At 74.9% G+C, this 22,931-nt stretch carries 19 protein-coding genes; 8 read left to right on the forward strand and 11 right to left on the reverse strand.

From position 1 onward, the window contains the following. Positions 1-41 precede the first annotated feature (41 nt). On the forward strand, positions 42-323 hold the full coding sequence (locus ABD353_RS05225; RefSeq protein WP_344622272.1) for a dsRBD fold-containing protein: 282 nt from the start codon (positions 42-44) through the stop codon (positions 321-323). A gap of 411 nt (positions 324-734) precedes the next feature. Continuing rightward, a complete protein-coding gene (locus ABD353_RS05230; protein WP_344622273.1) occupies positions 735-1,364 on the forward strand; it encodes a helix-turn-helix domain-containing protein in 630 nt (209 codons plus the stop codon). A gap of 145 nt (positions 1,365-1,509) precedes the next feature. Here ABD353_RS05230 and ABD353_RS05235 read toward each other — a convergent pair whose 3' ends face one another. The 3 genes from ABD353_RS05235 to ABD353_RS05245 form a co-directional block, all read right to left on the reverse strand. After that, positions 1,510-2,205 (reverse strand): CBS domain-containing protein, encoded by a 696-nt coding sequence (locus ABD353_RS05235; RefSeq protein WP_344622274.1) that lies wholly within the window; start codon positions 2,203-2,205, stop codon positions 1,510-1,512. A gap of 118 nt (positions 2,206-2,323) precedes the next feature. Next, complete coding sequence (locus ABD353_RS05240; protein WP_344622275.1) at positions 2,324-2,950, reverse strand: CBS domain-containing protein; 627 nt, start codon at positions 2,948-2,950, stop codon at positions 2,324-2,326. A 118-nt stretch (positions 2,951-3,068) separates the two neighbouring features. Further along, the gene (locus ABD353_RS05245; RefSeq protein ID WP_344622276.1) at positions 3,069-4,112 is read right to left on the reverse strand and encodes an alcohol dehydrogenase catalytic domain-containing protein; all 1,044 of its coding nucleotides are present in this window, start codon (positions 4,110-4,112) and stop codon (positions 3,069-3,071) included. Positions 4,113-4,304: 192 nt separating this feature from the next. Between ABD353_RS05245 and ABD353_RS05250 the strand changes: the two genes are divergently transcribed. Next, positions 4,305-6,023, forward strand: a complete 1,719-nt coding sequence (locus ABD353_RS05250; RefSeq protein WP_344622277.1) for a GAF domain-containing sensor histidine kinase — start codon at positions 4,305-4,307, stop codon at positions 6,021-6,023. 2 nt (positions 6,024-6,025) lie between these two features. Here ABD353_RS05250 and ABD353_RS05255 read toward each other — a convergent pair whose 3' ends face one another. The 5 genes from ABD353_RS05255 to ABD353_RS05275 form a co-directional block, all read right to left on the reverse strand. Beyond that, the gene (locus tag ABD353_RS05255) at positions 6,026-7,021 is read right to left on the reverse strand and encodes an Acg family FMN-binding oxidoreductase (RefSeq protein WP_344622278.1); all 996 of its coding nucleotides are present in this window, start codon (positions 7,019-7,021) and stop codon (positions 6,026-6,028) included. A gap of 256 nt (positions 7,022-7,277) precedes the next feature. Next, the gene (locus tag ABD353_RS05260) at positions 7,278-7,970 is read right to left on the reverse strand and encodes a response regulator (RefSeq protein ID WP_344622279.1); all 693 of its coding nucleotides are present in this window, start codon (positions 7,968-7,970) and stop codon (positions 7,278-7,280) included. 62 nt (positions 7,971-8,032) lie between these two features. Then, positions 8,033-8,635: a CBS domain-containing protein gene (locus tag ABD353_RS05265; RefSeq protein ID WP_344622280.1), complete on the reverse strand. Its 603-nt coding sequence runs from the start codon at positions 8,633-8,635 to the stop codon at positions 8,033-8,035. After that, the gene (locus ABD353_RS05270) at positions 8,632-9,084 is read right to left on the reverse strand and encodes a CBS domain-containing protein (RefSeq protein ID WP_344622281.1); all 453 of its coding nucleotides are present in this window, start codon (positions 9,082-9,084) and stop codon (positions 8,632-8,634) included. Before ABD353_RS05270 ends, ABD353_RS05265 begins: the two co-directional genes overlap by 4 nt. Then, on the reverse strand, positions 9,063-9,680 hold the full coding sequence (locus tag ABD353_RS05275) for an OsmC family protein (protein WP_344622282.1): 618 nt from the start codon (positions 9,678-9,680) through the stop codon (positions 9,063-9,065). The genes ABD353_RS05270 and ABD353_RS05275 overlap by 22 nt, the downstream gene beginning before the upstream one ends. A 367-nt stretch (positions 9,681-10,047) precedes the next feature. Here ABD353_RS05275 and ABD353_RS05280 point away from each other — a divergent pair, with 367 nt between their 5' ends. The 4 genes from ABD353_RS05280 (at position 10,048) to ABD353_RS05295 (ending at position 17,924) form a co-directional block, all read left to right on the forward strand. Continuing rightward, entirely contained in the window at positions 10,048-10,926 is an 879-nt protein-coding gene (locus ABD353_RS05280) for a universal stress protein (protein WP_344622283.1), read from the forward strand. Between the two features lie 40 nt (positions 10,927-10,966). Continuing rightward, positions 10,967-13,882: a cation-translocating P-type ATPase gene (locus ABD353_RS05285; protein ID WP_344622284.1), complete on the forward strand. Its 2,916-nt coding sequence runs from the start codon at positions 10,967-10,969 to the stop codon at positions 13,880-13,882. A gap of 239 nt (positions 13,883-14,121) precedes the next feature. After that, on the forward strand, positions 14,122-16,497 hold the full coding sequence (ppsA, locus tag ABD353_RS05290) for a phosphoenolpyruvate synthase (RefSeq protein ID WP_344622285.1): 2,376 nt from the start codon (positions 14,122-14,124) through the stop codon (positions 16,495-16,497). 8 nt (positions 16,498-16,505) lie between these two features. Next, positions 16,506-17,924 carry an MBL fold metallo-hydrolase RNA specificity domain-containing protein gene (locus ABD353_RS05295; RefSeq protein ID WP_344622286.1) on the forward strand — a complete coding sequence of 473 codons (1,419 nt, stop codon included), beginning with the start codon at positions 16,506-16,508 and terminating at the stop codon, positions 17,922-17,924. A 16-nt stretch (positions 17,925-17,940) separates the two neighbouring features. Here the strand turns inward: ABD353_RS05295 and ABD353_RS05300 are convergent, their stop codons facing one another. From ABD353_RS05300 to ABD353_RS05310, 3 genes are all read right to left on the reverse strand, one after another. Continuing rightward, positions 17,941-20,712: a bifunctional acetate--CoA ligase family protein/GNAT family N-acetyltransferase gene (locus tag ABD353_RS05300; protein ID WP_344622287.1), complete on the reverse strand. Its 2,772-nt coding sequence runs from the start codon at positions 20,710-20,712 to the stop codon at positions 17,941-17,943. Positions 20,713-20,979: 267 nt separating this feature from the next. Beyond that, positions 20,980-21,621: an Rv1733c family protein gene (locus ABD353_RS05305; RefSeq protein WP_344622288.1), complete on the reverse strand. Its 642-nt coding sequence runs from the start codon at positions 21,619-21,621 to the stop codon at positions 20,980-20,982. A 47-nt stretch (positions 21,622-21,668) separates the two neighbouring features. After that, positions 21,669-22,190, reverse strand: a complete 522-nt coding sequence (locus ABD353_RS05310) for a flavodoxin domain-containing protein (RefSeq protein WP_344622289.1) — start codon at positions 22,188-22,190, stop codon at positions 21,669-21,671. 184 nt (positions 22,191-22,374) lie between these two features. On the opposite strand from ABD353_RS05310, the gene ABD353_RS05315 reads away from it, so the two are divergent. Continuing rightward, positions 22,375-22,917 (forward strand): flavodoxin domain-containing protein, encoded by a 543-nt coding sequence (locus ABD353_RS05315; protein ID WP_344622290.1) that lies wholly within the window; start codon positions 22,375-22,377, stop codon positions 22,915-22,917. The last annotated feature ends 14 nt before the right edge of the window (positions 22,918-22,931 follow it).

Raw genomic sequence — 22,931 nt, forward strand, 5'->3', positions numbered from 1 at the left:
CGCGCCCCACCCGGCCGCATGCCGGAGGAGGCGACGGAGCGATGACCGGAGAACCGGCCCACACGCCGATGCACACCAAGACCTGGACCCTCAAGCTCGACCTGTTCGAGGCGGGGGACACGACCACCGCGCACGGCGTGCTCGACACCGGCGACAACGTCCTGCAGAGCCGGAGCAGCTCCCGTCGCAACCCGCAGGATGCCGCCGTGCCCGAGATCGGCGACGAGTACGCGGCCGGGCGCGCCCTGATGGAGCTGGGGCACCAGCTCCTGGTCGCGGGCATGCACGACGCCGCCGCCAACACGCCCGCGGCCGGCAGCTGAGCGGCGGGGCGCCGGAGGAGGAGCGATGACCGGCGACCGGACAGGACGGGCGATCGCCGTCGGCGTGGACGGCTCGGAACGGTCCCGGCGCGCCCTGCGCCGAGCGGTCCGGCGATCCGGGCCGACCGGCGACACGACGCGGGCGGCCGGCGCCCGGGAGCCGCCGTTCACGGGAAGGAGGACGTGGTCCTCCCGGTCGTGGGGAGCCGGAGCACCGGCGGGTTCGCCGGTGCCCTGCTCGGTTCGGTGGGACAGCGCTGCGCACGGCGTGCTGTGTACCCGGTCCGGATCGCGCGCAAGACGTGCCGCGACCGTGCCGTCGAGGGAGAGGAGCGAACCATGTCCAGACCGCCGACCGGCAGCGGAACGGCAGGAGCCCCGGCCGGGCAACGGGGTGACATCGCACGGCGTGTGACGCTGCGCAGGGAACGGCTGGGGCTCAGCCGCCAGGAGGTGGCGGAGCGCGCCGGCATGGCCCTGGAGTACCTGGAGTACCTGGAGTCGTCCGCCGCGGTACCCGACTCGGCACCCCTCACCAGGCTCGCCGGCGTCCTGGGCACCTCCGTCGGCGAGCTGCTCGGCGCCGGCACGGAGGTGCCGCCCGGGCGGACGGCAGCGGCCGCGCAGCCGGTGGTCGAGGAGCTCGCACCGGCGGCCTGCTGGGCGAAGCTCGCCCCCGGCGGGGTCGGCAGGGTGGTGCTGTCCACCGGGGACGGTCCGGTCGCACTGCCCGTCAACTTCCGGGTGATGGACGGTACGGTCGTCTACCGCACCGCGGAGGGGAGCAGCGTGTGTCCGGAGGTCGGCGCACGGCTCGCGTTCGAGGCGGACCGCATCGACGACGCGCTGAGTTCGGGCTGGAGCGTTCTGGTGAGGGGCACCGCCGTACGGCTGGACGAGCCGGAGGTCGTCGAGCATCTGGAACACCGCGGCCGGCCCGACCCGTGGGTCGGTGGGGGGCGGGACGTCTGGGTCCGGATCCGGACGTCGCGGGTGACCGGTCGGCGGAACCGGCGCGGCGGATCCGCCGCCTCCCGTTGACACCGTGGGGCGGGGCCCCCCGCCGCCGTGCCGGGGCCCCCCCGCACCGTGACCGTTCCCGCCCGCGAACGGCGGGCGGCACCGGTCACGGTGCGGCGGACCGCCGTCACGGCGACGGCGGCCCGGATCCGTCGGGCGCACCCGGTCAGCCGCCTGCGCGGTAGGCCTGCGGGTGTTCGAGGCGGACGTCGGTGTCGTCCTCGACCCAGTCGAGGGACTGATGGACCGCCACGACTCCGTCGACGGCCCGGCACAGCTGCTCGGCGATCGGGATCAGGCTGCGGCGCGGGAGACGGCCGGCGACGGTCACGACGCCGTCGTGGACGGTGACCCGGACGGTCTCCGCGGGGGTCCAGAGGATCTGCCCGAAGACGTCGTGCACGATCTCCTCACGGATCGCCGCGTCGTTCCGCAGGAACACCTGGAGCAGGTCGCGCCGGCTGACGATGCCGACGAGCCGGCCCGCCTCGTCCACCACGGGCAGCCGCTTGACCTTGTGCCTGTCCATCTGCCGGGCGGCCTCCGGCACCGACCAGGTGGGCCGGGCGGTCACCGCCGGCGAGGTCATCAGTCCTCCGGCCGTCTCGGCCTCGGCGCGGGCACGGTCCTTCGGCGGCAGCCAGCGGCCCGGCGTCCGGCCCTCCGGGTCGGGCAGCACCGCCTCCTTGCGGATCAGGTCCGCCTCGGAGACCATGCCGATCGGCCGGTCCTGGTCGTCGAGGACCGGGACGGCCGTGATGTCGTTGCGGTGGAACAGGCCCACGACCGCCTTGAACGGCGTGTCAGGCCTCGCGGTCACCACTTCCTGGGTCATGACGTCGTGAACGCTCCGGTGCTGCATGGTCCTTGCTCCTCCCTCGTCGGGTCTGCCCCTCCACTGTGCGTCGGCGGTCGCGGCCGGTGCAGGGCCGTTCGGTCCTGCTCGCCGGGCCGACCTGCCTCGGACGGCCCGGCGCGCGTCAGCCGCGGGACCCCGTACGGTCGGTGACCGAGACGACGCCGTCGATCGACCGGCAGAGCCTGTCGACGACCGCCGCCAGGTAGGGCGGGTCGATCGTGCCGCTGAGCGTGACCCGGCCCTGGTCGACCCGGAGGTCCACGGCAGCCGGGTCGATGCCGTCGATCGCGCCGAGCACCTCGTCGGCGATCTGCTTGGCGATGGCCCGGTCGTCCCGGAGGAAGACCTTCACCAGGTCGGCCCTGCTGACCATGCCGACCAGCCGGCCGTCCGCGTCCACGACGGGCAGCCGCTTCACGCCGTGCCTCTCCATCTGCCGGGCGGCGGCGACCACGCTGGCGTCGGCGGTGATGCACACCGGCGGGGCGGACATCAGGCCGGCCGCCGTGGCCCGGTCACCCTCCCGGCGGGGTACGGCACGCATCTCGTCGGGATCGTCCTGGGCGGCCTGGGTGTGCAGCAGGTCCGCCTCGGAGACCACCCCGACCGGACGGTCCGCCCCGTCGACCACCGGTACGGCGCTGATGCGGTGCACCGCGAGCGTGGCTGCGATCTCGCGGAACCCGGTGTCCGGCGGGACGCGGACCACCTCCCGGGTCATGACGTCGGCCACCTGTCGGTGTCTCACGGTCGGTCTCCTTACCTCGTGCGCGGTTCCCTCTCCGTCCCCGGCCGGCCGTACGACGGGCCGGTCAGGGTCCGTGGACGGCGGACGTCGGGCTGTCCGTGTTCACGGCCTGCGGTCCTCACGTGCGGAAGAACGCGACCTTGAGCGCGCCCGTGCGGGCCGGGTCGGCGAACACGTCGTAGCCGTCCTGCATCTCGTCGAGCCCGAACCGGTGGGTCACGAGATCACCGGTGGACAGCCGGCCGGCGGCCAGCATGTCGAGCAGCAGAGGGGTGCTGCTGGTGTCCACCAGACCGGTGGTGATGGTGAGGTTCCGGATCCACAGGTCCTCGAGGTGGAGAGTTGCGCTCCTGCCGTGGACGCCGACGTTCGCCACCCGGCCGCCCGGCCGCACCAGGCGGGTGCAGAGTTCGAAGGTCTCGGGGAGGCCGACCGCCTCGATCGCGACATCGGCACCGCGGCCGTCCCTGCCGAGCCCGTCCGCGGCCGCCCTCTCCACGTCGTCGGGGCTCAGGGCGCTGTCGGCGCCCGCCCGGCCGGCGGCCTTCCGCCGGCTCTCCGCGAGGTCGACCGCGATGATCCGGGCGGGACTGTAGAGGCGGGCCGTCGCGATCGTCGCGAGCCCGACGGGTCCGGCGCCGACGACCACGACGGTGTCCCCCGGGCCGACCCGGCCGTTGCGGACCCCGACCTCGAACGAGGTGGGCAGGATGTCCGCGAGCATCAGCGCCGCCTCGTCGGTGATTCCGGCCGGCAGCCTGTGCAGCGAGTTGTCGGCGAACGGCGTACGGACGAACTCGGCCTGGGTTCCGTCGACGAGGTGGCCGAGGATCCATCCCCCTCCTCCCGTGCACTGGCCGTACGCGGCCTCGCGGCACGAGGCGCAGCGGCCGCAGGCGGAGATGCAGGAGACCAGGACGCGGTCGCCGGCCGCGACGGTGCGCACGCCCGGTCCGGTCTCGACGACCGTTCCGACGGCCTCGTGCCCGAGGATCCGCCCTTCTGCTACCTCCGGCACGTCGCCGTGGAGGATGTGCAGGTCGGTGCCGCAGATCGTTGCCGCGTCCACGCGGACGATCGCGTCCTCGGGATCGGTGGGGGCCGGGTCGGGGACCTCGGCCCACAGACGGCGGCCCGGTCCGCGGTACGTCAGAGCCTTCATGTCCGGTCACTCCCTCGGACGTCCCGGCGCCGTCGCGCGCTGCCGGGCCTCCTTCCAGCGTGGTGCCGTCCCGACCGGCGCGCCATGGGTCGGACGGCCCGCCGGGCGGGTCGAGCGGCCCCACCGCCACGACACCCGGGGCCACCGCCTCCTAGGCTGGAAGCCGGCCACCCGACCGGAGGGGAGGAGCGCATGGGAACAGTCCGTGAGGACGACACGTCCCCGCTGCCGCAGCTCCGTCTGGACGACCTGCTCGACGAGCTCCAGACCCGGTTGGACGCCGCCCGCAGCGCCCGCGACCGGGTGCACAGCCTGCTGGAGGCGGTGCTGGACGTCGGCCGGGACCTGGATCTCACCCAGGCCCTGCATCACGTCGTCGAGGCGGCGGTGACGCTGGTGGACGCCGAGTACGGCGCCCTGGGGGTGATCGGGGAGGACCGAACCCTGTCCCAGTTCATCCCGGTGGGCGTGAGCGACGAGCAGCGGGCCCGGATCGGTCCGCTGCCGTCCGGGCGCGGGCTGCTGGGTGAGCTGATCCGCCACCCGGTGCCGCTGCGGCTGGGCGAGATCGCGGACCATCCGTCGTCGGTCGGTTTCCCGGCCGACCATCCCCCCATGCACAGCTTCCTGGGCGTGCCGATCCGTGTACGGGACAAGGTCTTCGGCAACCTCTACCTGACGGAGAAGCGCGGCGGCGGCGGGTTCGACGCCGAGGACGAGGCGGTGCTCGCCACGCTGGCGGTGGCCGCGGGCGTGACGATCGACAACGCCCGCCTCTACAGCCAGGCACGGCTGCGGGAACGCTGGCTCGCTGCGGGTGCCGAGGTCACCAGCAGCCTGCTGTCCGGCGAGCCGGAGCAGGCGGTGCTCGACCTGCTGGTCACCCGCGCGTCCCAGATCGCGGGTGCGGACCTCGCGGTCGTGGCCTTCTGCCTCCCGCAGACGGACGAGCTCGAGGTCCGGATCGCGGTCGGCCTGCGCGGCTCCGACCACCGGGGCCTGGTGCTGCCGGTCTCCGGCTCCTTCATGGGCGCGGCCGTGCAGTCGGCCGACCTCGCCGTCAGCGCGGACGTCCGCAAGGATCCGCGGATCACCGCCGGACCGCCGCGCTGGGAGGGCCTGGGGCCCGCGCTCGCCGTACCGATCGGCACCGCCGAGGGCGGGATCCGCGGCGTGCTCATGCTCGCCCGCGCCGAGGGCGCACCGCTCTTCGACGCGGACGAGTCCGCCCCGCTGAAGGGCTTCGGCGCACAGGCGGCCGTGGCGATGGAGCTCGCTGAGCGGCGCCGCGACTCCGAACAGGTCGCCCTGCTCAAGGAACGCGACCGGATCGCCCGGGATCTCCACGACCTGGCCATCCAGCGGCTCTTCGCCACCGGGATGACCCTGCAGGGCGCCATCCGGTTCATCGAGCACCCGGAGGCCTCCGAGCGCGTGCTCCGGGCCATCGACGACCTCGACGAGACCGCGAAGACCATCCGGTCGACCATCTTCGGTCTGCGGGCCAAGCGGTCGGGACCGGCCGGCAAGGGGCTGCGGGCACGGGTCGTGGAGACCGTGGACCGGGCGGCCGCCGTCCTCGGGTTCACCCCGGCACTGCGGATGACCGGTCTGATCGACGTCACCGCCCCGCCCGAGGCGGCGGAGGAGGCGCTGGCCGTCCTGCAGGAGGCGCTGTCCAACGCCGCCCGGCACTCCGGGGCCACCTCCGTGGAGGTGGAGCTCGCCGCCGGCGCCGACCTGGTGCTCACGATCACGGACAACGGCATCGGCCTGCCGGAGGGCGGCCGGCGCAGCGGCCTGGCCAACCTGGCCGAGCGGGCGGCCGCCATGGGCGGCGGGTTCGACGCCCGGGTCCGCGCCGGGGGCGGCACGGAGCTGGTCTGGCGGGTTCCGTTGCCGGCCGCCTGAGCTCACAGGTGCTCGGTCTCGTCCTCGTCGATGCTGTCGGTCAGCGGGAGCCTCGGCGTGGGGGCGCCTTCGGGCCCGTAGCCGAGCCTGAGGATCATCTGCACGCATCCGGGCCCCTGGGACGGGTCGCGGGTCGCCCACCGCTCGTGGGGCCATTCGAGGGCCTGGTGCAACATGGACGCGCGGACCTGGTGGACGGTGGCGACCAGGAGGACGTGCTGCAGGGCCAGCCCTGCGCGCAGCCAGTCCACGGGGCGGTCCTGGTGGGTGGCCAGGACGGCGATGCACGGGTGGGTCTCGAAGGCGGCGGGCGGCAGGTGGTCGGCCGGGTCGATGGCGGAGAAGTCCCGCATCGGCAGGTGGCCGGCGGCGTCCTGCGGTCCGAGGGCGCGGCGCGGTATGCCCAGCGGCGGTCCGCCGGGTTCCTGGATCCAGGCGCGGCTCTCGATCCGGCGCCCGATGTCGGTGGTGTTGGTCCGTTCCGCCTCGGCGGTCAGGTGGAGGAGCCGTTCGGTCTCCTCGGGGCCGGGGATGTCGAGCGTCGTCTCCTCCGCCCGGGCGGCGGCGACGAGGTCGGCGAGGACGACGGCTGGGACGGGCGGGCCGGTGAACGGGGTGCGGATGGTGTGCCGGTGCCAGATCGCTCCGTACAGTTCGGCGGTGCTGGGCAGGGTGACGAGGGCCGGCCGGTCGAGTTCGACGGCTGCCAGCAGGTCGGGTTCGGCCGGGTCGGGCAGCATCCGGACCTCGGGCGCCCAGCCCAGGTGGCGGGCCGCGACGCGCAGGTTGAAGACCGCGGCTCCGACCGAGACGTACAGGGCCTGGCCCCGCGGGTCGGTCTGGGGCAGCTTCCGCTCGCCGACGGCACGCACCTCGAGGGTGGAGGTCTCGGGGCGCAGCTTGAAGTGCCACGGCTGGCTGTTATGGATGGACGGTGCGGCGACCGCGGCGGAGACCAGGGTCTCCAGCGCGGCGGCGTCGAGGGCGACGGTGGACATGACGGCTCCTCCGGGTGTTCGGTCAGCCGGGGACCGGCCGATACGCATCCTGCGGGGCCTCCGAGCACTTGCGGATGAGCCGGGTGATGGGGCGCGTGACAGCGATGCCCCGCCCGTTCGCGCCGCAGTCGATCCAGCGCATGATCGCGGGCTCCTGGGCCAGCAGGGTCGGGGGCTGATGCCCTCACTCCCACCGTCCGCCCGCGGCGCCGGGGTGCGCATGGGCCGAGCGGCCCGATCCGCCGGGCCGGCCGGCTCAGTGCGCACGCGGCGAACGGTGCTCCGTGTCGACCTGCGCGGCCAGGACGGCGGCCTGGAGGCGCCGCTCGACCCCGAGTTTGGCGAGCAGCCGCGACACGTGGTTCTTGACGGTCTTCTCGGCGAGGTACAGCTCCTTGCCGATCTGCCGGTTGGTCTTGCCCTCGCCCACCAGGGCGAGGATCTCGCGTTCGCGCGGTGTCAGCTGGTCGAGCAGGGCCTCGGTGTCGGTCTCGTCGTGGTGGCGCAGGCTCTCCATCAGCTTGCGGGTGGTGGCCGGGTCGAGCATCGACTCGCCCGCCGCCACCGTGCGCACGGCGCTGACCAGGTCCGCGCTCTTGACCTGCTTGAGGACGTATCCGGCCGCCCCGGCCATGATCGCGTCCAGCAGCGCGTCGTCGTCGTCGAAGGACGTGAGCATCAGGCAGACCAGGTCGGGCATCCGGTCCCGCAGTTCACGGCAGACGGTGACCCCGTCGCCGTCGGGGAGCCGCACGTCGAGCACGGCCACCCGGGGCTTGAGCGCGGGCACCCGTGCCAGTGCCTGGGCACAGGTGCCCGCCTCGCCGACGACCTCGATGTCGGGTTCGGCGTCCAGCAGGTCCTTCACGCCACGCCGGACGATCTCGTGGTCGTCCAGCAGGAACACCCGTACGGGCTGTCCGGTGTCGCCGTCCCGGATCGGGTCCATGGCGGCCTCCCTGCACCTGTGTCGTCTCTTCCCCGATTCTGCGCGTCCGCTCCCCGTACCGCTCAGGCCGGGACGCCCAGCCGGACTTCGGCGTCGACGACGCCCGGCACGCCCTTCACCAGGTGTTCCAGCAGCGCGGCCGTCGCCGTGTCGGGGAGCGTGCCGGACAGTGTGATCCGCCCGTCCTCGGCCTGCACGTCGAGGCCGGAGGCGTCCGCCGGGTGAAGGGCCGCGATCAGCTCGAAGCGGACCTGTCCGGCCAGTTCCTTGTCCTCGCGCAGGTGGACCTTGAGCAGGTCGCCCCGGCTGACGATGCCGACCAGGCAGTCTTCGGCGTCGACGACCGGCAGGCGCTTGAGGTGCATCCGGGCCATGGACCGGCCGGCCTCGGCGATGGGGCTGTCCGGGTGGACGGTCACGGCCGGCGCGGTCATCATGCCGCCGGCGGTCATGCCCTGGTAGGTCTCGGGTTCGCGGTCCTGGGCGGTCAGCAGGTCGGCCTCGGAGACAACGCCGATCACCCGCCCGTCGCCGGTCAGCACGGGTACGGCGCTCACCTGCCACTGCTGCAGGGTGTCGGCGATCTCCCGGAAGTCCGCGTCCCGTCCCACGGCGACGACCGCATGGGTCATCACGTCGCCGACGGTGCTCCAGGTGTCGTTCATGGCATGGTCCTTTCCGGGGGTGGCACGGCGGCCTCGTCGTGCAGGGTGCTGCGGGAGACCGGGCCGAGCAGGTCGGCGAAGTGCTGCAGGACGTCGAGGAAGAGGTCGTCGACGGTGATGACGCCGACGGGCACGCCGTCGCGCAGGACGGGCAGGCGGCGCACCCCGGTGCGGCGGAACGTCCGGTAGGCGGCGGTGAGCTCGTCGTCGGCGTCGACGGTCAGGGGCGGGGCCGACATCAGCCTGGCGACCGAGGTGTTGGCGTCCGTGTCTCCGGCCAGCACACGGACGACGAGGTCGCGGTCGGTGAGGACGCCCAGCAGGGCACGGCTGTCCGCCACCAGGACGCAGCCGATCGCCCGGTCCGCCATCAGCCGTGCCGCCTCGGCGGCGGTGCTGTCGGGCGGGACGGTCACCGGGGGTGAGATCATGAGGTCCGCGACGCGCACGGCTCGGCCTCCTTCACCGCGAAGGTGACCTCGGGCGGGTGGGTCAGCGTGTTGTGGACGGTGCAGTGCGACGCCACGGCGAGCAGCCCGGCGGTCCGCTCCCCCGGCAGCCCGGGGGCGACGATCCGGACCTCCACCGAGGCGATCCTCGCCGGCCGGTCGGTCGCCATCCGGTGGTCCACGGTCACCCGCAGCCCTTCGCGGTCGATGCCGTGCCGGGCCAGGTAACGACCCGCGTAGTGGGCGACGCAGCCGGCGAGGGAGGCGGTGAACAGTTCGAGCGGTGTCGGTGCCGTGTCGGCGCCGCCGGCGGCTACCGGCTGGTCGACGGTGAGCACATGACCGCGGACGGAAACGGCGTACTGGTCGTCGCGCAGGTGGACCGCCTCGGTGCGCCCCGCACCGCGCGGGTCCCCGTCGGCCGCCTCGCGGACCAGGCCCGCGGCCACCTGCCTGGCCTCGGCACACGTCAGCACGGCCCGCCCGGAACCCCCGAGGTCGAGCACCACCGTGCGGCCGGCGGCGGCGGTGTCGGCACGGGTGACGAGGATCGACCGTCCGGCCGCGGTGGTCGTCGGGTGGGTCGGGGGCGCCATGGCGGTCCTCCGTGCTCCGGGCCGCCCGCGGGGACGCGGGCTTCTGCTCCCAGGACAGCGCATCGGCCGGGTGGCGGCCAGGGCCGGCCGGTTGTGCCCCGGCGGGCCCGTGGGTACCCCGTGGACGGGGCCGTTCGGCCCTCCAACCTTCCGGCACGCGGTGGAACGCCGACGGAAGGGCCCTTCCTGCGGAGGAACACGGGCGGACTGCCGGCCACGGGCGCCGCGGGGCTGCCCGGCCGCCGTGGACGAGCCCACCGGGAGTGCACACCGGCCCGGCGGGCGGGGCCGGTCGGCCCTCCCGTGCCGGCCGGGGCCGACCGTAGCGTGGCAGCGAGACACTGGCCGCTCACGGGTGGAGGAAGCCATGGGATCCGCTGCTGCACACCGTCCGATCGTGCTGGGCGTCGACGGCCCGTCTCCGAGCCCGACAGCGGTGGCCTGGGCCGCGGACGAGGCCGACCGGTGGGGCCGGCCGCTGCGGCTGGTCCATGCCGTGTCTCCGGCGCCCTACGGCTTCACCGGCGCCGAGTGGGTCGGCAGCCTGAAGGAGCAGCACCGCGAGGGTGGCGTCGTCCTCGACAAGGCAGCCGTTCTGGCCCGTGAACGCCACCCGGCCCTGGAGATCACGACCGCCACCGTCGAGGGTGTCACGGACCAGGTCCTGTGCGAGGAGTCCCGGCGCGCCGACCTGGTGGTCGTCGGGTCGCGGCGGCTCAGCCGTGCCGAGGAGTGGCTGAGCGCATCCTCGGTCACCGTCCCGCTGAGCGCCCAGGCGCACTGCCCGGTCGTCGTGGTCGGTGCACCGGAGCACTCGACCGAGCAGCCGCCGTACGTGGTGGTGGGGGTGGACGGCAGCCGTTCGTCGGCCGCCGCCGTGGACTTCGCCTTCGGCCTGGCAGCGCGGCGCGGCGCGGAGCTGCGGGCCGTGTGGGCGTGGCACCGTCCGCTGATCCTGCCGATCGACGAGCGCACCGCCGTGCTGACCCTCCGGCGGCAGCTGTCCGAGACCGCGGCCGGGCGGGGCGAGTCGTACCCTGACGTCCGGCTGACCCACGAGGTGCTGGTGGGGCACCCGGTCGAGCAGTTGGCCGCGGCGTCGGCGCACGCCCTGGCCGTGGTGGTCGGCCGGCGCGGCCACGGCGGGTTCACCGGCATGCGTCTGGGCTCCGTCCCGCACGGGCTGCTGCACCACGCGCACTGCCCGGTCGTCACCGTCCCGCCGCCCGCCGACCACCGCCGCTGACATGTCCGGCGAACGGGCCGGCACCCTCCGGTCACCCCCGGTGGGGACCGGGCCGGAAGGCCCGGACCCGCGCGAGCCGGTCACGCTGCTCTTCCGTGACCTGCGGACTTCTCCGGACGGCCTGGCCGAGCGGGAGGCGGGCCGGAGACTGACCGTCCACGGGCCGAACACGCTGGCCCGTCGGGGCGGACGGCGCTGGCCCGGCGAGCTGGTGCAGCAGTTCACCCACCCGCTGGCCGTGCTGCTCGCGCTGGCGGCCGTGCTCGCCCTGGTGAGCGGCGCACCGGCGCTGGCGGTGGCGATCGCCGCGGTCATCGTGCTGAACGCCCTGCTCGCCTTCGTGCAGGAGCGTCAGGCCGAGCAGGCCGTGGAGGCACTGGCCGACTTCCTGCCGGAGCACGCCACCGTGGTCCGCGGCGGCGTCCGCAGGGAGGTCCCGGCCACGGCGCTGGTGCCGGGCGACATCCTGGTGGTCGAGGAGGGCGACCGGGTGTCCGCCGATGCCCGGCTGCTGTCCGGCGGCGTGGAGGTCGACCTGTCGGCGCTGACCGGCGAGTCCGTCCCGGTCTTCCGCTCCGCCGAGACGACAGACGTCGCAGGTCCCCTGCTGGACGCCCGCGACCTGGTGTTCTCCGGCTCGGCCTGCACCGGCGGCCAGGCGCTGGCCGTGGTGACGGCCACCGGAATGCACACCGAACTCGGGCGGATCGCCGCCCTGAGCCAGCGCACCCGCCGCGAGGAGAGCCCGCTGGAGCACCAGGTCAAACGGGTGGCCCGGCTGATCGCGGTGATCGCGGTGGGCGTCGGGCTGGCCTTCCTGCCGATGGGTCTGGCCGCCGGCCTGTCGCTGACCGCCGCGGTGACCTTCGCCGTCGGCCTGCTGGTCGCCAACGTGCCCGAGGGCCTGCTGCCGACCATCACGCTCGCCCTCGCCTCCGGTGTGCGGGACCTGGCCCGGCGCGGGGCGGTCGTCAAACGGCTGTCCGCGGTGGAGACCCTCGGTTCGACCACCGTCGTCTGCACCGACAAGACCGGCACCCTGACGGAGAACCGCATGCGGGTCACCACCGTGTGGACGCCGGCCGGCGAAGCCCCGGCCGACGGCACCGCACCCGGCGACGCCCAGCTGCGCGAGCTCGCCGCAGCGGCCGCGGCCTGCACCACCGCCGACCCGGCCACCGCACACGGCGACCCGACCGAGCTGGCACTGCTCGACCTCGCCCACCGCTTCGGCGTGCCCTGCCGGGTCGGGGACCGGGACGGCAACCGACTGGCGGTGTTCCGGTTCGATCCCCGTCTGAAGCTGATGACCACGGCCGACCGGGGCCGCGGTGGGACCGTGATCCACACCAAGGGAGCGCCGGAGGAGGTGCTCGCGCACGCCGCCACGCTGCACGACCGGGGAGCGGAACGGGCTCTGACCGCCGCGGACCGCACGGCCGTGGTGCACGAGATCGGCCGGCTGGCGGCGCGCGGCCTGAGAGTGCTCGCGGTCGCCGTGCGGCCGCTCCGCCCCGGGGTGCCGGCGCCGCGGCGCCGCGAGGACGCCGAACACGACCTGTGTCTGCTCGGCCTGGTCGCCATGGCCGACCCGCCCAGGCCCGAGGTCGCCGACGCCATCTCCCGTGCCCACCGCGCCGGCATCACCGTGCACGTGGTCACCGGCGACAACGGGCTGACCGCCGCGGCCGTCGCCGAACAGGTCGGCATCGGCCACCGCGGCATGCGGATCGTCACCGGCACCGAACTGGACTCCCTCAGCGACGACCACCTGGACGCCCTGCTCGCCCGCGGCGAGGAGGTGATCTTCGCCCGGACCTCGCCCGAGTCCAAGCTGCGGATCGCCGACGCCCTGCGGGCGGAGGGCAACACCGTGGCCATGACCGGGGACGGGGTCAACGACGCGCCCGCGCTGCGCCGCGCCGACATCGGCATCGCCATGGGCCGCTCCGGCACCGAGGTCGCCCGCGAATCGGCCACCATGGTGCTCACCGACGACGACTTCGCCACCATCGTGGCCGCGGTCGAGGAGGGCCGCCGCACCTACGACAACATCCGCAAGTTCATCGTCTACATCTTCGCGCACGCGGTGCCCGAGGTGGTGCCCTTCCTGGTCTTCGCCCTGGCCGGGGGTGCCGTCCCGCTGCCGCTGACGGTGATGCAGATCCTCGCCGTCGACCTCGGCACCGACACCCTGCCCGCACTCGCCCTCGGCCGGGAGCGCGCCGAACCGGGCCTGATGGACCGTCCGCCACGGCCGCGCACGGAGAAGGTGATCCGGCCCGCCATGCTGGCCAGGGCCTGGGGATTCCTCGGTCTGATCTCCGCCGCGCTCGTCATGGGCGGCTACTTCCTCACCCTGACCGCGGGTGGCTGGCACCCCGGCGACCCCACCGGCCCCGGCGCCCCCCTGCACGAGCTGTACCGGCAGGCCACCACCGTCGCCTGGCTGGGCATCGTGGCCTGCCAGATCGGCACGGCGTTCGCCGCCCGTACCGACCGGGCCTCCCTGCGGTCGATCGGGGTGTTCAGCAACCGCCAGTTGCTCGGCGGCATCGTCTTCTCGCTGGCGTTCGCGGCCACGATCGTCTACGTCCCCGCCCTGCACGGCCTGTTCGGCACGGCTGCCCTCGGCCCGGCGCAGCTGGCCGTGCTGCTGCCCTTCCCGCTGGTGGTCTGGGGTGCGGACGAGCTCCGCAGGGCCGTCGTCCGCCGCAGGGCCGGCGCGGCGGCCGTTCCGGCGGCCGTACGACCCTCGGCGCCCGCACCGGCCGGCGAGGAGACCGGCCACCACCCGTTGCCGGTGTTGCTCGCCCGGCACGGCTGGAGCGCCCATCGGCTGATCCACGCCCTGGGTGTCGGGGAGCACGCGGCGGCCGACATCGTGGCGCACGCGCAGCGCATCGCCGCGGGACACGGCCGCCCTCCGCAGGACGGCACGCGTCACCCCGGGTGACCGGCGGCGGTGGGCCGTCCGGCCCACCGGTCCGGGCCACGGGGCCCTGGAAGCCTGACAGCAGCCGGACGGAAGGTGGAACCACCGGCAACCGTCGAAGGGCCCGCCGAGGAGGTGGCAGCAATGCTGCGGATCAGGATCGCCGGGCGGCCCGGCCCCCGGCCACGTCGGCTCCCGCCGCTCGACCTGCGTACGCCGTCGGGCCGCCCACTGCCCTACTGAACCGTCCGGGAGGAGCCATGCGCCGAGTGATCCGGTTCGCCGACCTCGAACGGGGCGACGTCGGCTTGGTCGGGGGCAAGAACGCCTCCCTGGGAGAGCTGGTCGGGCACCTCGGGCCGGCCGGTGTCCGCGTGCCAGACGGCTTCGCCACGACGGCCGACGCCTTCCGCGAGTTCCTGGCCCGGGGCGGTCTGCGGGACGAGGTCGCCGCGCAGTTCGACCGGCTGCGCGAGGGCGCCCCGCTCGCCGACGTCGGCGCCGCCGTCCGGGCCGCCGTCCTGGCGACGCCTCTGCCCGAGGCGCTGGCCGGGGAACTCACGGACGGGTACGCGCGGCTGGGCCGGGAGGCGGGCCGGACGGACCCCGACGTGGCCGTGCGCAGCAGCGCCACTGCCGAGGACCTGCCGGAGGCGAGCTTCGCCGGGCAGCAGGAGACCTACCTCAACGTCCGCGGGCCCGAGGCCCTGTTGGACGCCTGCCGGCGGTGCTTCGCGTCGCTGTTCACCGACCGGGCGATCGACTACCGCGAGCGGCTGGGGTTCGACCACCTCGCGGTGGCGCTGTCGGTCGGCGTGCAGCTGATGGTCCGCTCGGACCTCGGAGGATCGGGCGTGATGTTCACCCTGGACCCGGAGAGCGGGTTCCCGGAGGCCGTCGTGGTGAGTGCGGCATGGGGGCTCGGCGAGACGGTGGTCAGCGGCCAGGTCGACCCCGACGAGTACCTGGTGTTCAAGCCGCTGCTGAAGGACCCGGGACTCGATCCGGTGCTGCAGGCGGTCTGCGGCCCCAAGCGGCACAAGTCGGTGTACGGCGACGAGGGCCTCACCCGGATCGTCGAGACCTCGGCGGAGGAGCGCGGCGCCCTGGTGCTGGACCACGGCGAGGTCCGGCGGCTGGCCGAGTGGGCGGTCGCCGTCGAGGAGCACTACGGCTGCCCGATGGACCTGGAATGGGCGAAGGACGGCCGCAGCGGACAGCTGTTCGTCGTCCAGGCGCGGCCGGAGACGGTGCAGTCGCGGCGCCGCGGGGCCGTCCTGCGGCGCTACCGGCTGACCGGCACCGGCGAGCGGCTGGTGGACGGCATCGCCGTCGGGGAGGCCGTCGGCGCAGGCCCGGTCAGCAAGCTGAGCAGCCCGGTCGAGATCGGCCGCTTCCCCGCCGGCGCGGTCCTGGTCACCGCGATCACCGACCCCGACTGGGAACCGCTGATGAAGAGGGCCTCGGCGATCGTCACCGACCACGGGGGACGCACCTCGCACGCGGCGATCGTCAGCCGCGAACTCGGCGTACCGGCCGTGGTCGGCACCGGCCGGGCGACCGAGGTCCTCGACGACGGACAGGAGGTCACCGTCTCCTGCGCGGAGGGCGCCGATGGCCACGTCTACCGCGGCCGCGTCGACTTCGAGGAGTCGGAGACCGACCTCGGCTCGCTGCCGGCCACCCGGACCAAGGTGATGCTGAACCTGGCGGACCCGGCCGCGGCGTTCCGCTGGTGGCGCCTGCCCGCGGACGGCGTGGGGCTCGCGCGGACGGAGTTCGTCGTGGCCCACCAGGTCCGGGTGCATCCCCTGGCGCTGCTCCACCCCGACCGGCTCTCCCCCGAGGACCGGCGGCTGGTGGACGCGCTGAGCGACGGCCACCCCGACCGCACCGAGTACTTCGTCGACCGGCTGGCCCAGGGCGTCGCACGGATCGCCGCCTCCCGCTGGCCCGACCCGGTGGTGGTGCGCACCAGCGACTTCAAGACCAACGAGTACGCCCGGCTGGTCGGCGGTGCCCCGTTCGAGCCCGTCGAGGCGAACCCGATGATCGGGTGGCGCGGCGCGAGCCGGTACTACGACGACCGCTACCGCGAGGGCTTCGCCCTCGAATGCCGGGCGCTGCGCCGGGTCCGTGACGAGATGGGGCTCACCAACCTGGTGGTCATGATCCCCTTCTGCCGCACACCGGAGGAGGCCGACCGCGTGCTCGCGGTCATGGCGGAGAACGGCCTCGCCCGGGGCCGCAACGGGCTCCGGGTCTTCGTGATGGCCGAGATCCCGGCGAACGTCCTGCTCGCGGAGGAGTTCGCGCAGCGGTTCGACGGCTTCTCCGTCGGCAGCAACGACCTCACCCAGCTCACCCTCGGCGTCGACCGCGACTCCGACCTGCTCGCCCACCTCTTCGACGAGAGCAACCCGGCGGTCACCCGCAGCATCGAGACACTGATCGCCACCGCCCACGCGGCCGGCCGCCACGTCGGCCTCTGCGGCCAACGCCCCAGCAACGACCCCGCGTTCACCCGCTTCCTGGTCGACGCCGGGATCGATTCGATCTCCGTCACCCCGGACAGCTTCGCCGCCGTCAAGCAGCAGGTCGCGGCGGCGGAGCACGCCCGGCACCGCACGGACTGAGGACCGCTGTGAACACCACCGCACCCCCGTCCCCGGCCCCACGCCCCGGCCTGCTCACCTTCCTCGGCGGCGTCGGCACCGTCACCGGCAGCAAGTTCCTGGTCGAGACCGACCACGCGCGGCTCATGGTCGACTGCGGGCTCTTCCAGGGCCTCGCCGAACTCCGCCGCCGCAACCGCCGTCCGCTGCCGCTCGACCCGGCCGACGTCGACGCCGTCGTCCTGACCCACGCCCACCTGGACCACTGCGGCTACCTGCCCAGGCTCGTCCGCGACGGGTTCCGCGGCCCCGTCCTGACCACCCCGGACACCGCCCGGCTCGCCGAACTGATCCTCCGCGACAGCGCGCACCTGCTCCGTGAGGAAGCCGACCACGCGAACGAGCACGGCTGGTCCAAGCACCGCCCCGCCGAGCCGCTGTACGACGACGAGGACGTCGAGAACACCCTGCGGATGTTCGACCCCGTCCCGCTCGACGCGGACGTCGAGATCGAGGCGGGGACGGTCCTGCGCCTCAACCGGGCCGGGCACATCCTCGGCTCCGCCTGGGCGCACCTCACCCTGGAGGACGGGCACACCCTTGCCGTCAGCGGCGACCTGGGCCGCCCGGTGCACCCCCTGCTCCGCCGGCCCGAACCGTTCACCGGTGCGGACGTGCTGCTGGTGGAGTCGACCTACGGGAACCGGCACCACGAGGAGACCGCCGCCCGCGAGTGGTTCGCGCGCGCAGTCGAGCGGACCCTCGCCCGCGGCGGCACGGTCGTCGTCCCCTCCTTCGCGGTCGACCGCACCGAGGTCGTCCTGCACGAACTCGCCGAACTGCGCCGCAGCGGACGGTTGCCGGCCGGCGCCCCGGTGTACGTGGACAGCCCGATGGCGCTGGCCGCGCTGCAGGTGTACCGCGACGCCTTCGCCCGCCGCTCGCCCGAACTGCGGCCCGACGTGCTGGACGACACGACGGCCCTCGACCCGGAGCCGTTCGAGCTGGTCCACTCGCTCCAGGAGTCGCTGGCCCTCGAACGCTCCGCCGTGCCGTCCGTGCTGGTCTCCGCCTCCGGAATGGCCACCGGCGGCCGCGTCGTGCACCACCTGCGGCGCCTGCTGCCCGACCCGCGGAACACCGTCGTCGTGGTCGGCTACGCGGCCGAGGGCACCCGCGCCCGCCGACTCGTCGACGGGGCCAGGGTGCTGAAGATGTACGGCACCTACGTGCCCGTCCGCGCCGAGGTGGTGAACGTTCCGGCCTTCTCGGCCCACGCCGACGCGGCGGAGGTCGTCGAGTGGCTGCGGGCCGCCCCGCCGCCGAGCGCCACGTACCTGGTGCACGGCGAGCCCGAAGGTGCGCAGGCCCTCCGCGACCGGATCGACCGCGAACTCGGCTGGACGGCCGTGGTGCCGCGCTCGGGCGAGCGCGTCGTGGTCGGCTGACGCGGGACGGTTCGCCTCACGGCCCACCCGTCTCCCCCGCGCCGCCCGTCTCTCCGGCCTCTCCTGCCCGGGCCGGCCCTCGCAGCCGGCGCAGGTACGGGTCGAAGGACGGCCTGGGCTCGACCCGGACCCGGGCGTCGACGCAGAGGACCCCGTCGGGCCGGGCGATCAGCGGGTTGAGGTCCACCTCGACGACCTGCGGCAGGTCGCAGGCCAGGGCGGAGACCGCGGTGAGCACCCCGCGCAGGCCCGCCGGGTCCACGCCGGGCGCTCCGGGCCGGCCGAGCAGCAGGGGCGCCGCCCTGAGGTCCGCGGGCATGGTCTCCAGATCGCGTTCGGTCAGCGGGGCGAAGCGGGTGCTGCGGTCGCCGAGGACGTCGGTCGCGGTGCCGCCGAGGCCGAGCAGGACCAGCGGCCCGAACACCTCGTCCTGCACCGCGCCGACCAGCAGTTCGAGGCCGGGTGCGGCCATGGGCTGGAACACCACGCCGGCCGTCCGGTCGCCGAAGCGGTCCTGGAACTCCCGGTAGCACTCCCGTGCCCGGGTCTCGCCGACGATGCCGAGGCGGACGGCGCCCTCGGCGCTCTTGTGCACCTGGTCCGGCCAGTACGCCTTGGCCGCGAGGCGGCCCTCGTGGCCGAGCGGGCCCAACTGCCGGGCGGCTTCGGCGGCCTCGTCCTCGTTCCGTGCCAGGACGGCGGTGGCGAGCGGCAGCCGGTAGCGGCCGAGCAGGTCGGCGGTGGTCTCCGGGTCGAGCCATCCGCCGTCGGGCCGGGCGGCCAGGTACGCGTCGACCAGGCCCCGGGCGCCGACGGTGTCCGCGGCCGGCGGGGCGGCCGGGGCGGAGGGCGGTTCGGCCAGCCACCGCGCCCGGTCCCGGGCGTGGGCGAGGGCCCGCGCGGCGGCGGCCGGGTCCGTGTAGGAGGGCAGAAGTCCGCCGTCCGCGCAGGTCCGGTACCGGACGGGCACCTCCTGGTCCAGCAGGACGGCCGCGACCGGCAGCTGCCGTCGGCCCGGGCCGTCCAGCAGGGCGTGCAGCGGCCGGTCGGCGTCGTGCTGGACGAGCGCGGTCGGCACGAGGCAGACCAGCAGGGCGTCGACGGTGTCGGCCCGCGCGAGCGCGTCGAGGCAGGCCCTGAGTACGGCCGGGTCGACGTCCGCCGTGGTGTCGACCGGGTTCGCCGTCCCCGCCCCGGCGGGCAGCAGGCCGCGCAGCTCGGCGACGGTGTCCGCGGGCAGCGCCGGCAGTTCGAGCCCGGCCTCGGCGCAGGCGTCCGCGGCGAGGATGCCGATCCCGCCGGCGTTCGAGACCACCGCCACGCGTCCGCGGCCGTCGGGCAGCGGCTGGGCGTGCAGCAGGGCTGCGGCCCCGACGAGTTCGGCGATGCTGTGCGCGGCGGTGATCCCGGCCAGGCGGAAGAGCGTCTCCCGGGTGACGGTCGGCGTCGCGGCGGCGGCCGTGTGCGAGGCGGCGCCGCGCCGGCCCGCGTCGGAACGCCCGGCGTCGACGGTGAGCACGGGGAGGGTCCGGGTGACCCGCCGGGCCGTCCTGGCGAAGGCGCGCGGGCTGCCGAAGGACTCCAGGTGCAGCAGGGCCAGGTCCGTCCGGCCGTCGCTCTCCCACCACTGCAGCATGTCGTTGCCGCTGACGTCGCACTTGTCGCCGAGCGAGACGAAGGTGGAGACGCCGATGCCCAGCCAGGCGAGGCGTTCCAGCAGGGCGATGCCTACGCCTCCGGACTGCACGGCGACCCCGGCGGTGCCGGGCAGCGGGAACGCCCCGCCGAACTCGGCGTCCAGCCGGACCCCCGGGTCGGTCTGGACGATGCCGAGGCTGTTCGGCCCCACCAGCCGCATGCTGTGCCGCCGGCAGCTGTCCACCAACTGCCGTGTCTGCGCCGCGTCCACGCCGGAGGCGAGCACCACGAGGGCCTTCGTACCGGCGCGGCCGCACTCCTCGGCCGCGCCCGGCACGGCCGCCGCCGGCACGGCCAGCACGGCGAGCTCCGGCGCCCCGGGCAGGACGGCGATCCCCGGGTACGCGGGCTCGCCCGCGATCACCCCGGTGTGCGGGTTCACGGCCCACACCGGCCCGGTGAAGCCGCCGCGGCGGAGCTTCAGCAGCACCGTGCGGCCCACCGATCCGGCGCGGCGGGACGCGCCGACGACCGCGACCGACCGCGGGCGGAGCAGGGCGGCGAGGCTGGCCAGATCGGCCGTCCGGCCGCGTTCCTCGACGGCGCGCAGGTACCCCTCGTCGTCCTCGTCGAGCGGGACGCGCACCCGGATCTCGCCGTGGTCGAGGTGCCGGTGGACGGGCAGCCCGAGGTCGGAGAAGACCTTGTGCACGGCCCGGTTGCCGGCCAGCGTGTCGGCGACGAACTCGTGGATGCCGCGTTTGCGGGCGGCGTGGACGAGGTGCTCGACGAGCAGGGTGCCGACGCCGCGGTGGTGCCAGGCGTCGGCGACCGCCATCGCCAGCTCGGCACTCCGGCCGCCCGGCTCGGTGGCCTGGCAGTCCGCCTCCCCCACCAGGTCGCCGTCGGCCCAGGCTCCGAGCGCCAGGACCTCGGCGCGGCCGGGGCCGCACAGCCGGTCGGCGACGGCGCCGGGGGCCCGCCGGCTCGTCCCGAGGAACCGCATCCGGCGGCTCTCCTCGGACATCCCGCGTTCGTGCAGGTCCAGGACGGCATCGCGGTCGCCGGCAGCGACGGGCCGGACGAGGACGGTCGTCCCGTCGGCGAGCAGTGCCTCCGCCGGGGACACCGGCGGCTCGGTGAAGGACATGGCGACTCCCTCCGTCCGGCCCTGCACCGCTCGTGCGGCCCCGGGCGCTGCTCCCTCCACCGTCCTCCCACCCGGGAGGCCCGGCCAGGCAGATGGGCCCGCAGCCCGCACGGCCGGTCCTGCACAGGGCGCCCGAGTGGGCACATCAAGGGGCGCGTGGGGGCACCTCCCGGCCGCCGGGCCGGGGGAACTGCGCAGTCCGGGAGTGGTGCTCCTGACGAATCCGGCTCACCCCTGGTCCGTACGGTGGCCACCCACGCGCCCTTCCTAGCGCTCGCCGCCCGTGCCGGGGTGGTCGGTGCGGCCGGACCAGCGCGGTTCGACGAGCTTCCAGTCGTCCTCCCAGGCGTCGGCGGCCCGGTGGTCGAGCACGCTGCGGCGCGCGACGACGACGGCCGTGGACACGGTGGCCGCGGCGGCCAGCGCCATCAGGCCGTAGCTGGCCGCCGACACCGCCAACTGGCTGTCGGGCGGGGCGGGTTCGGCGAGCGCTCCGGTGTCGTCGACCCAGATCGGCACCTTCGTGCCCGGGGGCGTGCCGCTCGGCACCGCGACGGTGCCGGTCCGCTCCGCGCCGGCGACGGCCCAGGTCGCCGGGGCACCGGCCGCGTCGAGCGGTCGGCCCGGGGTGCCGACGGCCGCGGCGAGGGTGGTGGCCGTCGCCGGGTGGCGGTGCTCGGCCGTCCGCCGGGCGTCGGCCCACATGTCGTGCAGCAGGACCTGGGCGGTCACCAGGGCGGCGGCGACCGAGAGGACGGCGAGCAGCACGGCGCCGACGAGCAGTCGGCTGCGGGCGCGGTCCGCCGTGCGGCAGAGCGGGTTGCGGTCGAGGCCGGCGGCCCGGCGCAGGTGGCGGAGGACCGGACGGCCCGCCTCGGACGGGCGGGGCGAAGTGGATGCGGCGGGCATGGCACGCCTCCTCGGGTCTGCTGCCGGGGCAGTGTCGTGACGATCCGTCAGTCCTTGGCCGGGCCGGCTTCGTCCGCGCGGAGTTCGGCGCCGATCTCCTGTGCCCAGCGCCGGATGTGCTCGGGGCTCCGGAAGTCGCCGCCCTTGCCGTGCCTGACCATGCTCCGCGCGACGAAGCCCGGCGTTTCGGCGGTCACACTGCCGCCGAAGGTGACGTGCCCCCGCGCGTGGAGGTGCTCCAACTCCTCGGCCACCTGGGCGACCGGCGGGATCTCGTGCTGTTCGGCAGAGCTGTCGACCGGCCCGCTGCTGAACAGCCAGACGGGCCGCCGTGCCAGTTCGTCGGCGTGGCGGTGGGCGCAGCGGAGCGCATCGTGCTGCCAGTGGTTCATGTAGAGCGCGCTGCCGAGGACGACGGCGTCGAAGTCCGCCACGGTGGTGACCTCGGCGGCGGGGACGACCTCGGTCGCGAAGCCCTCCTCGTCCAGGACCCGCCCGATCTCCTCGGCGATGCCGGCCGTGGCGCCGTGCTTGGTGCCGTACGCCACGAGGACCCGCTGCTTCGTCATGGTGTGCCTCCCGCGGAATCGGTCCCCTGAGGGGCCGGCCGGGCTTGTGCTTCCAGTTTCGTCCCGGTCCGGTCCGCGGCGACAGGGCCGCGTGTCCCGTTCCCAGGGCCGAACGGTCCCTGCCTGCAGGGGAGGCCGGGGTGTGCGATGGAGGGACCGGGGTCCACGGGAGCAGGAGGGTGTCGTGCAGGTCTTCATCGGTTACGCGAGTGCGCACGGTTCGACGCGGCGGGTGGCCGAGCGGATCGCCGGCCGGTTGCAGGCCTGCGGCCACGGCACGGTCCTCCGCGCGCTGGACCGGTCCTCGGACCTGCCGGACTGCGACGCCGCCGTCCTGGGCAGCGCCGTCCACGACGGCAGGTGGCTGCCGGAGGCCGTCGGGTTCGTCCGGCGGAATGCCGATGCGCTCGCCGAGCGGCCTCTCCGGCTGTTCGGTGTGAGCCTGGTCGGGCAGCGGAGCAGTGCCTTCCCGCCGGTCGTGGCGCGGTGCCTGCGGCGGCTCAAGTCGCGCTCCGACCCGGAGTTGCCCGCTGCTCTCCTGGCCGCGGTCGCACCCGGCGGCCGGCACGACTTCGCGGGCGCGGTCGCGCCGGAGCACTGGCCGGCGACCGGTCGGCTGGTCTTCCGGCTGATGGGCGGCCGGTACGGCGAGCACACGGACTGGGACGAGGTGGACGCGTGGGCGGCGGCCGTCGCAGCGGAGCTCCGGGGCCCGGCGGGCGGCTGAGGGCGGGCGGCTGA

Source organism: Kitasatospora arboriphila (genome assembly GCF_039528095.1).
GTDB classification, from domain to species: domain Bacteria; phylum Actinomycetota; class Actinomycetes; order Streptomycetales; family Streptomycetaceae; genus Kitasatospora; species Kitasatospora arboriphila.

Bases quoted from the DNA above. Each gene is read 5' to 3' on its own strand.
- ABD353_RS05225 (WP_344622272.1), top strand. From the start codon at position 42: ATGACCGGAGAACCGGCCCACACGCCGATGCACACCAAGACCTGGACC.
- ABD353_RS05235 (WP_344622274.1), bottom strand. From the start codon at position 2,205: ATGCAGCACCGGAGCGTTCACGACGTCATGACCCAGGAAGTGGTGACC.
- ABD353_RS05245 (WP_344622276.1), bottom strand. From the start codon at position 4,112: ATGAAGGCTCTGACGTACCGCGGACCGGGCCGCCGTCTGTGGGCCGAG.
- ABD353_RS05250 (WP_344622277.1), top strand. From the start codon at position 4,305: ATGGGAACAGTCCGTGAGGACGACACGTCCCCGCTGCCGCAGCTCCGT.
- ABD353_RS05255 (WP_344622278.1), bottom strand. From the start codon at position 7,021: ATGTCCACCGTCGCCCTCGACGCCGCCGCGCTGGAGACCCTGGTCTCC.
- ABD353_RS05260 (WP_344622279.1), bottom strand. From the start codon at position 7,970: ATGGACCCGATCCGGGACGGCGACACCGGACAGCCCGTACGGGTGTTC.
- ABD353_RS05265 (WP_344622280.1), bottom strand. From the start codon at position 8,635: ATGAACGACACCTGGAGCACCGTCGGCGACGTGATGACCCATGCGGTC.
- ABD353_RS05275 (WP_344622282.1), bottom strand. From the start codon at position 9,680: ATGGCGCCCCCGACCCACCCGACGACCACCGCGGCCGGACGGTCGATC.
- ABD353_RS05280 (WP_344622283.1), top strand. From the start codon at position 10,048: ATGGGATCCGCTGCTGCACACCGTCCGATCGTGCTGGGCGTCGACGGC.
- ppsA (WP_344622285.1), top strand. From the start codon at position 14,122: ATGCGCCGAGTGATCCGGTTCGCCGACCTCGAACGGGGCGACGTCGGC.
- ABD353_RS05300 (WP_344622287.1), bottom strand. From the start codon at position 20,712: ATGTCCTTCACCGAGCCGCCGGTGTCCCCGGCGGAGGCACTGCTCGCC.
- ABD353_RS05305 (WP_344622288.1), bottom strand. From the start codon at position 21,621: ATGCCCGCCGCATCCACTTCGCCCCGCCCGTCCGAGGCGGGCCGTCCG.
- ABD353_RS05310 (WP_344622289.1), bottom strand. From the start codon at position 22,190: ATGACGAAGCAGCGGGTCCTCGTGGCGTACGGCACCAAGCACGGCGCC.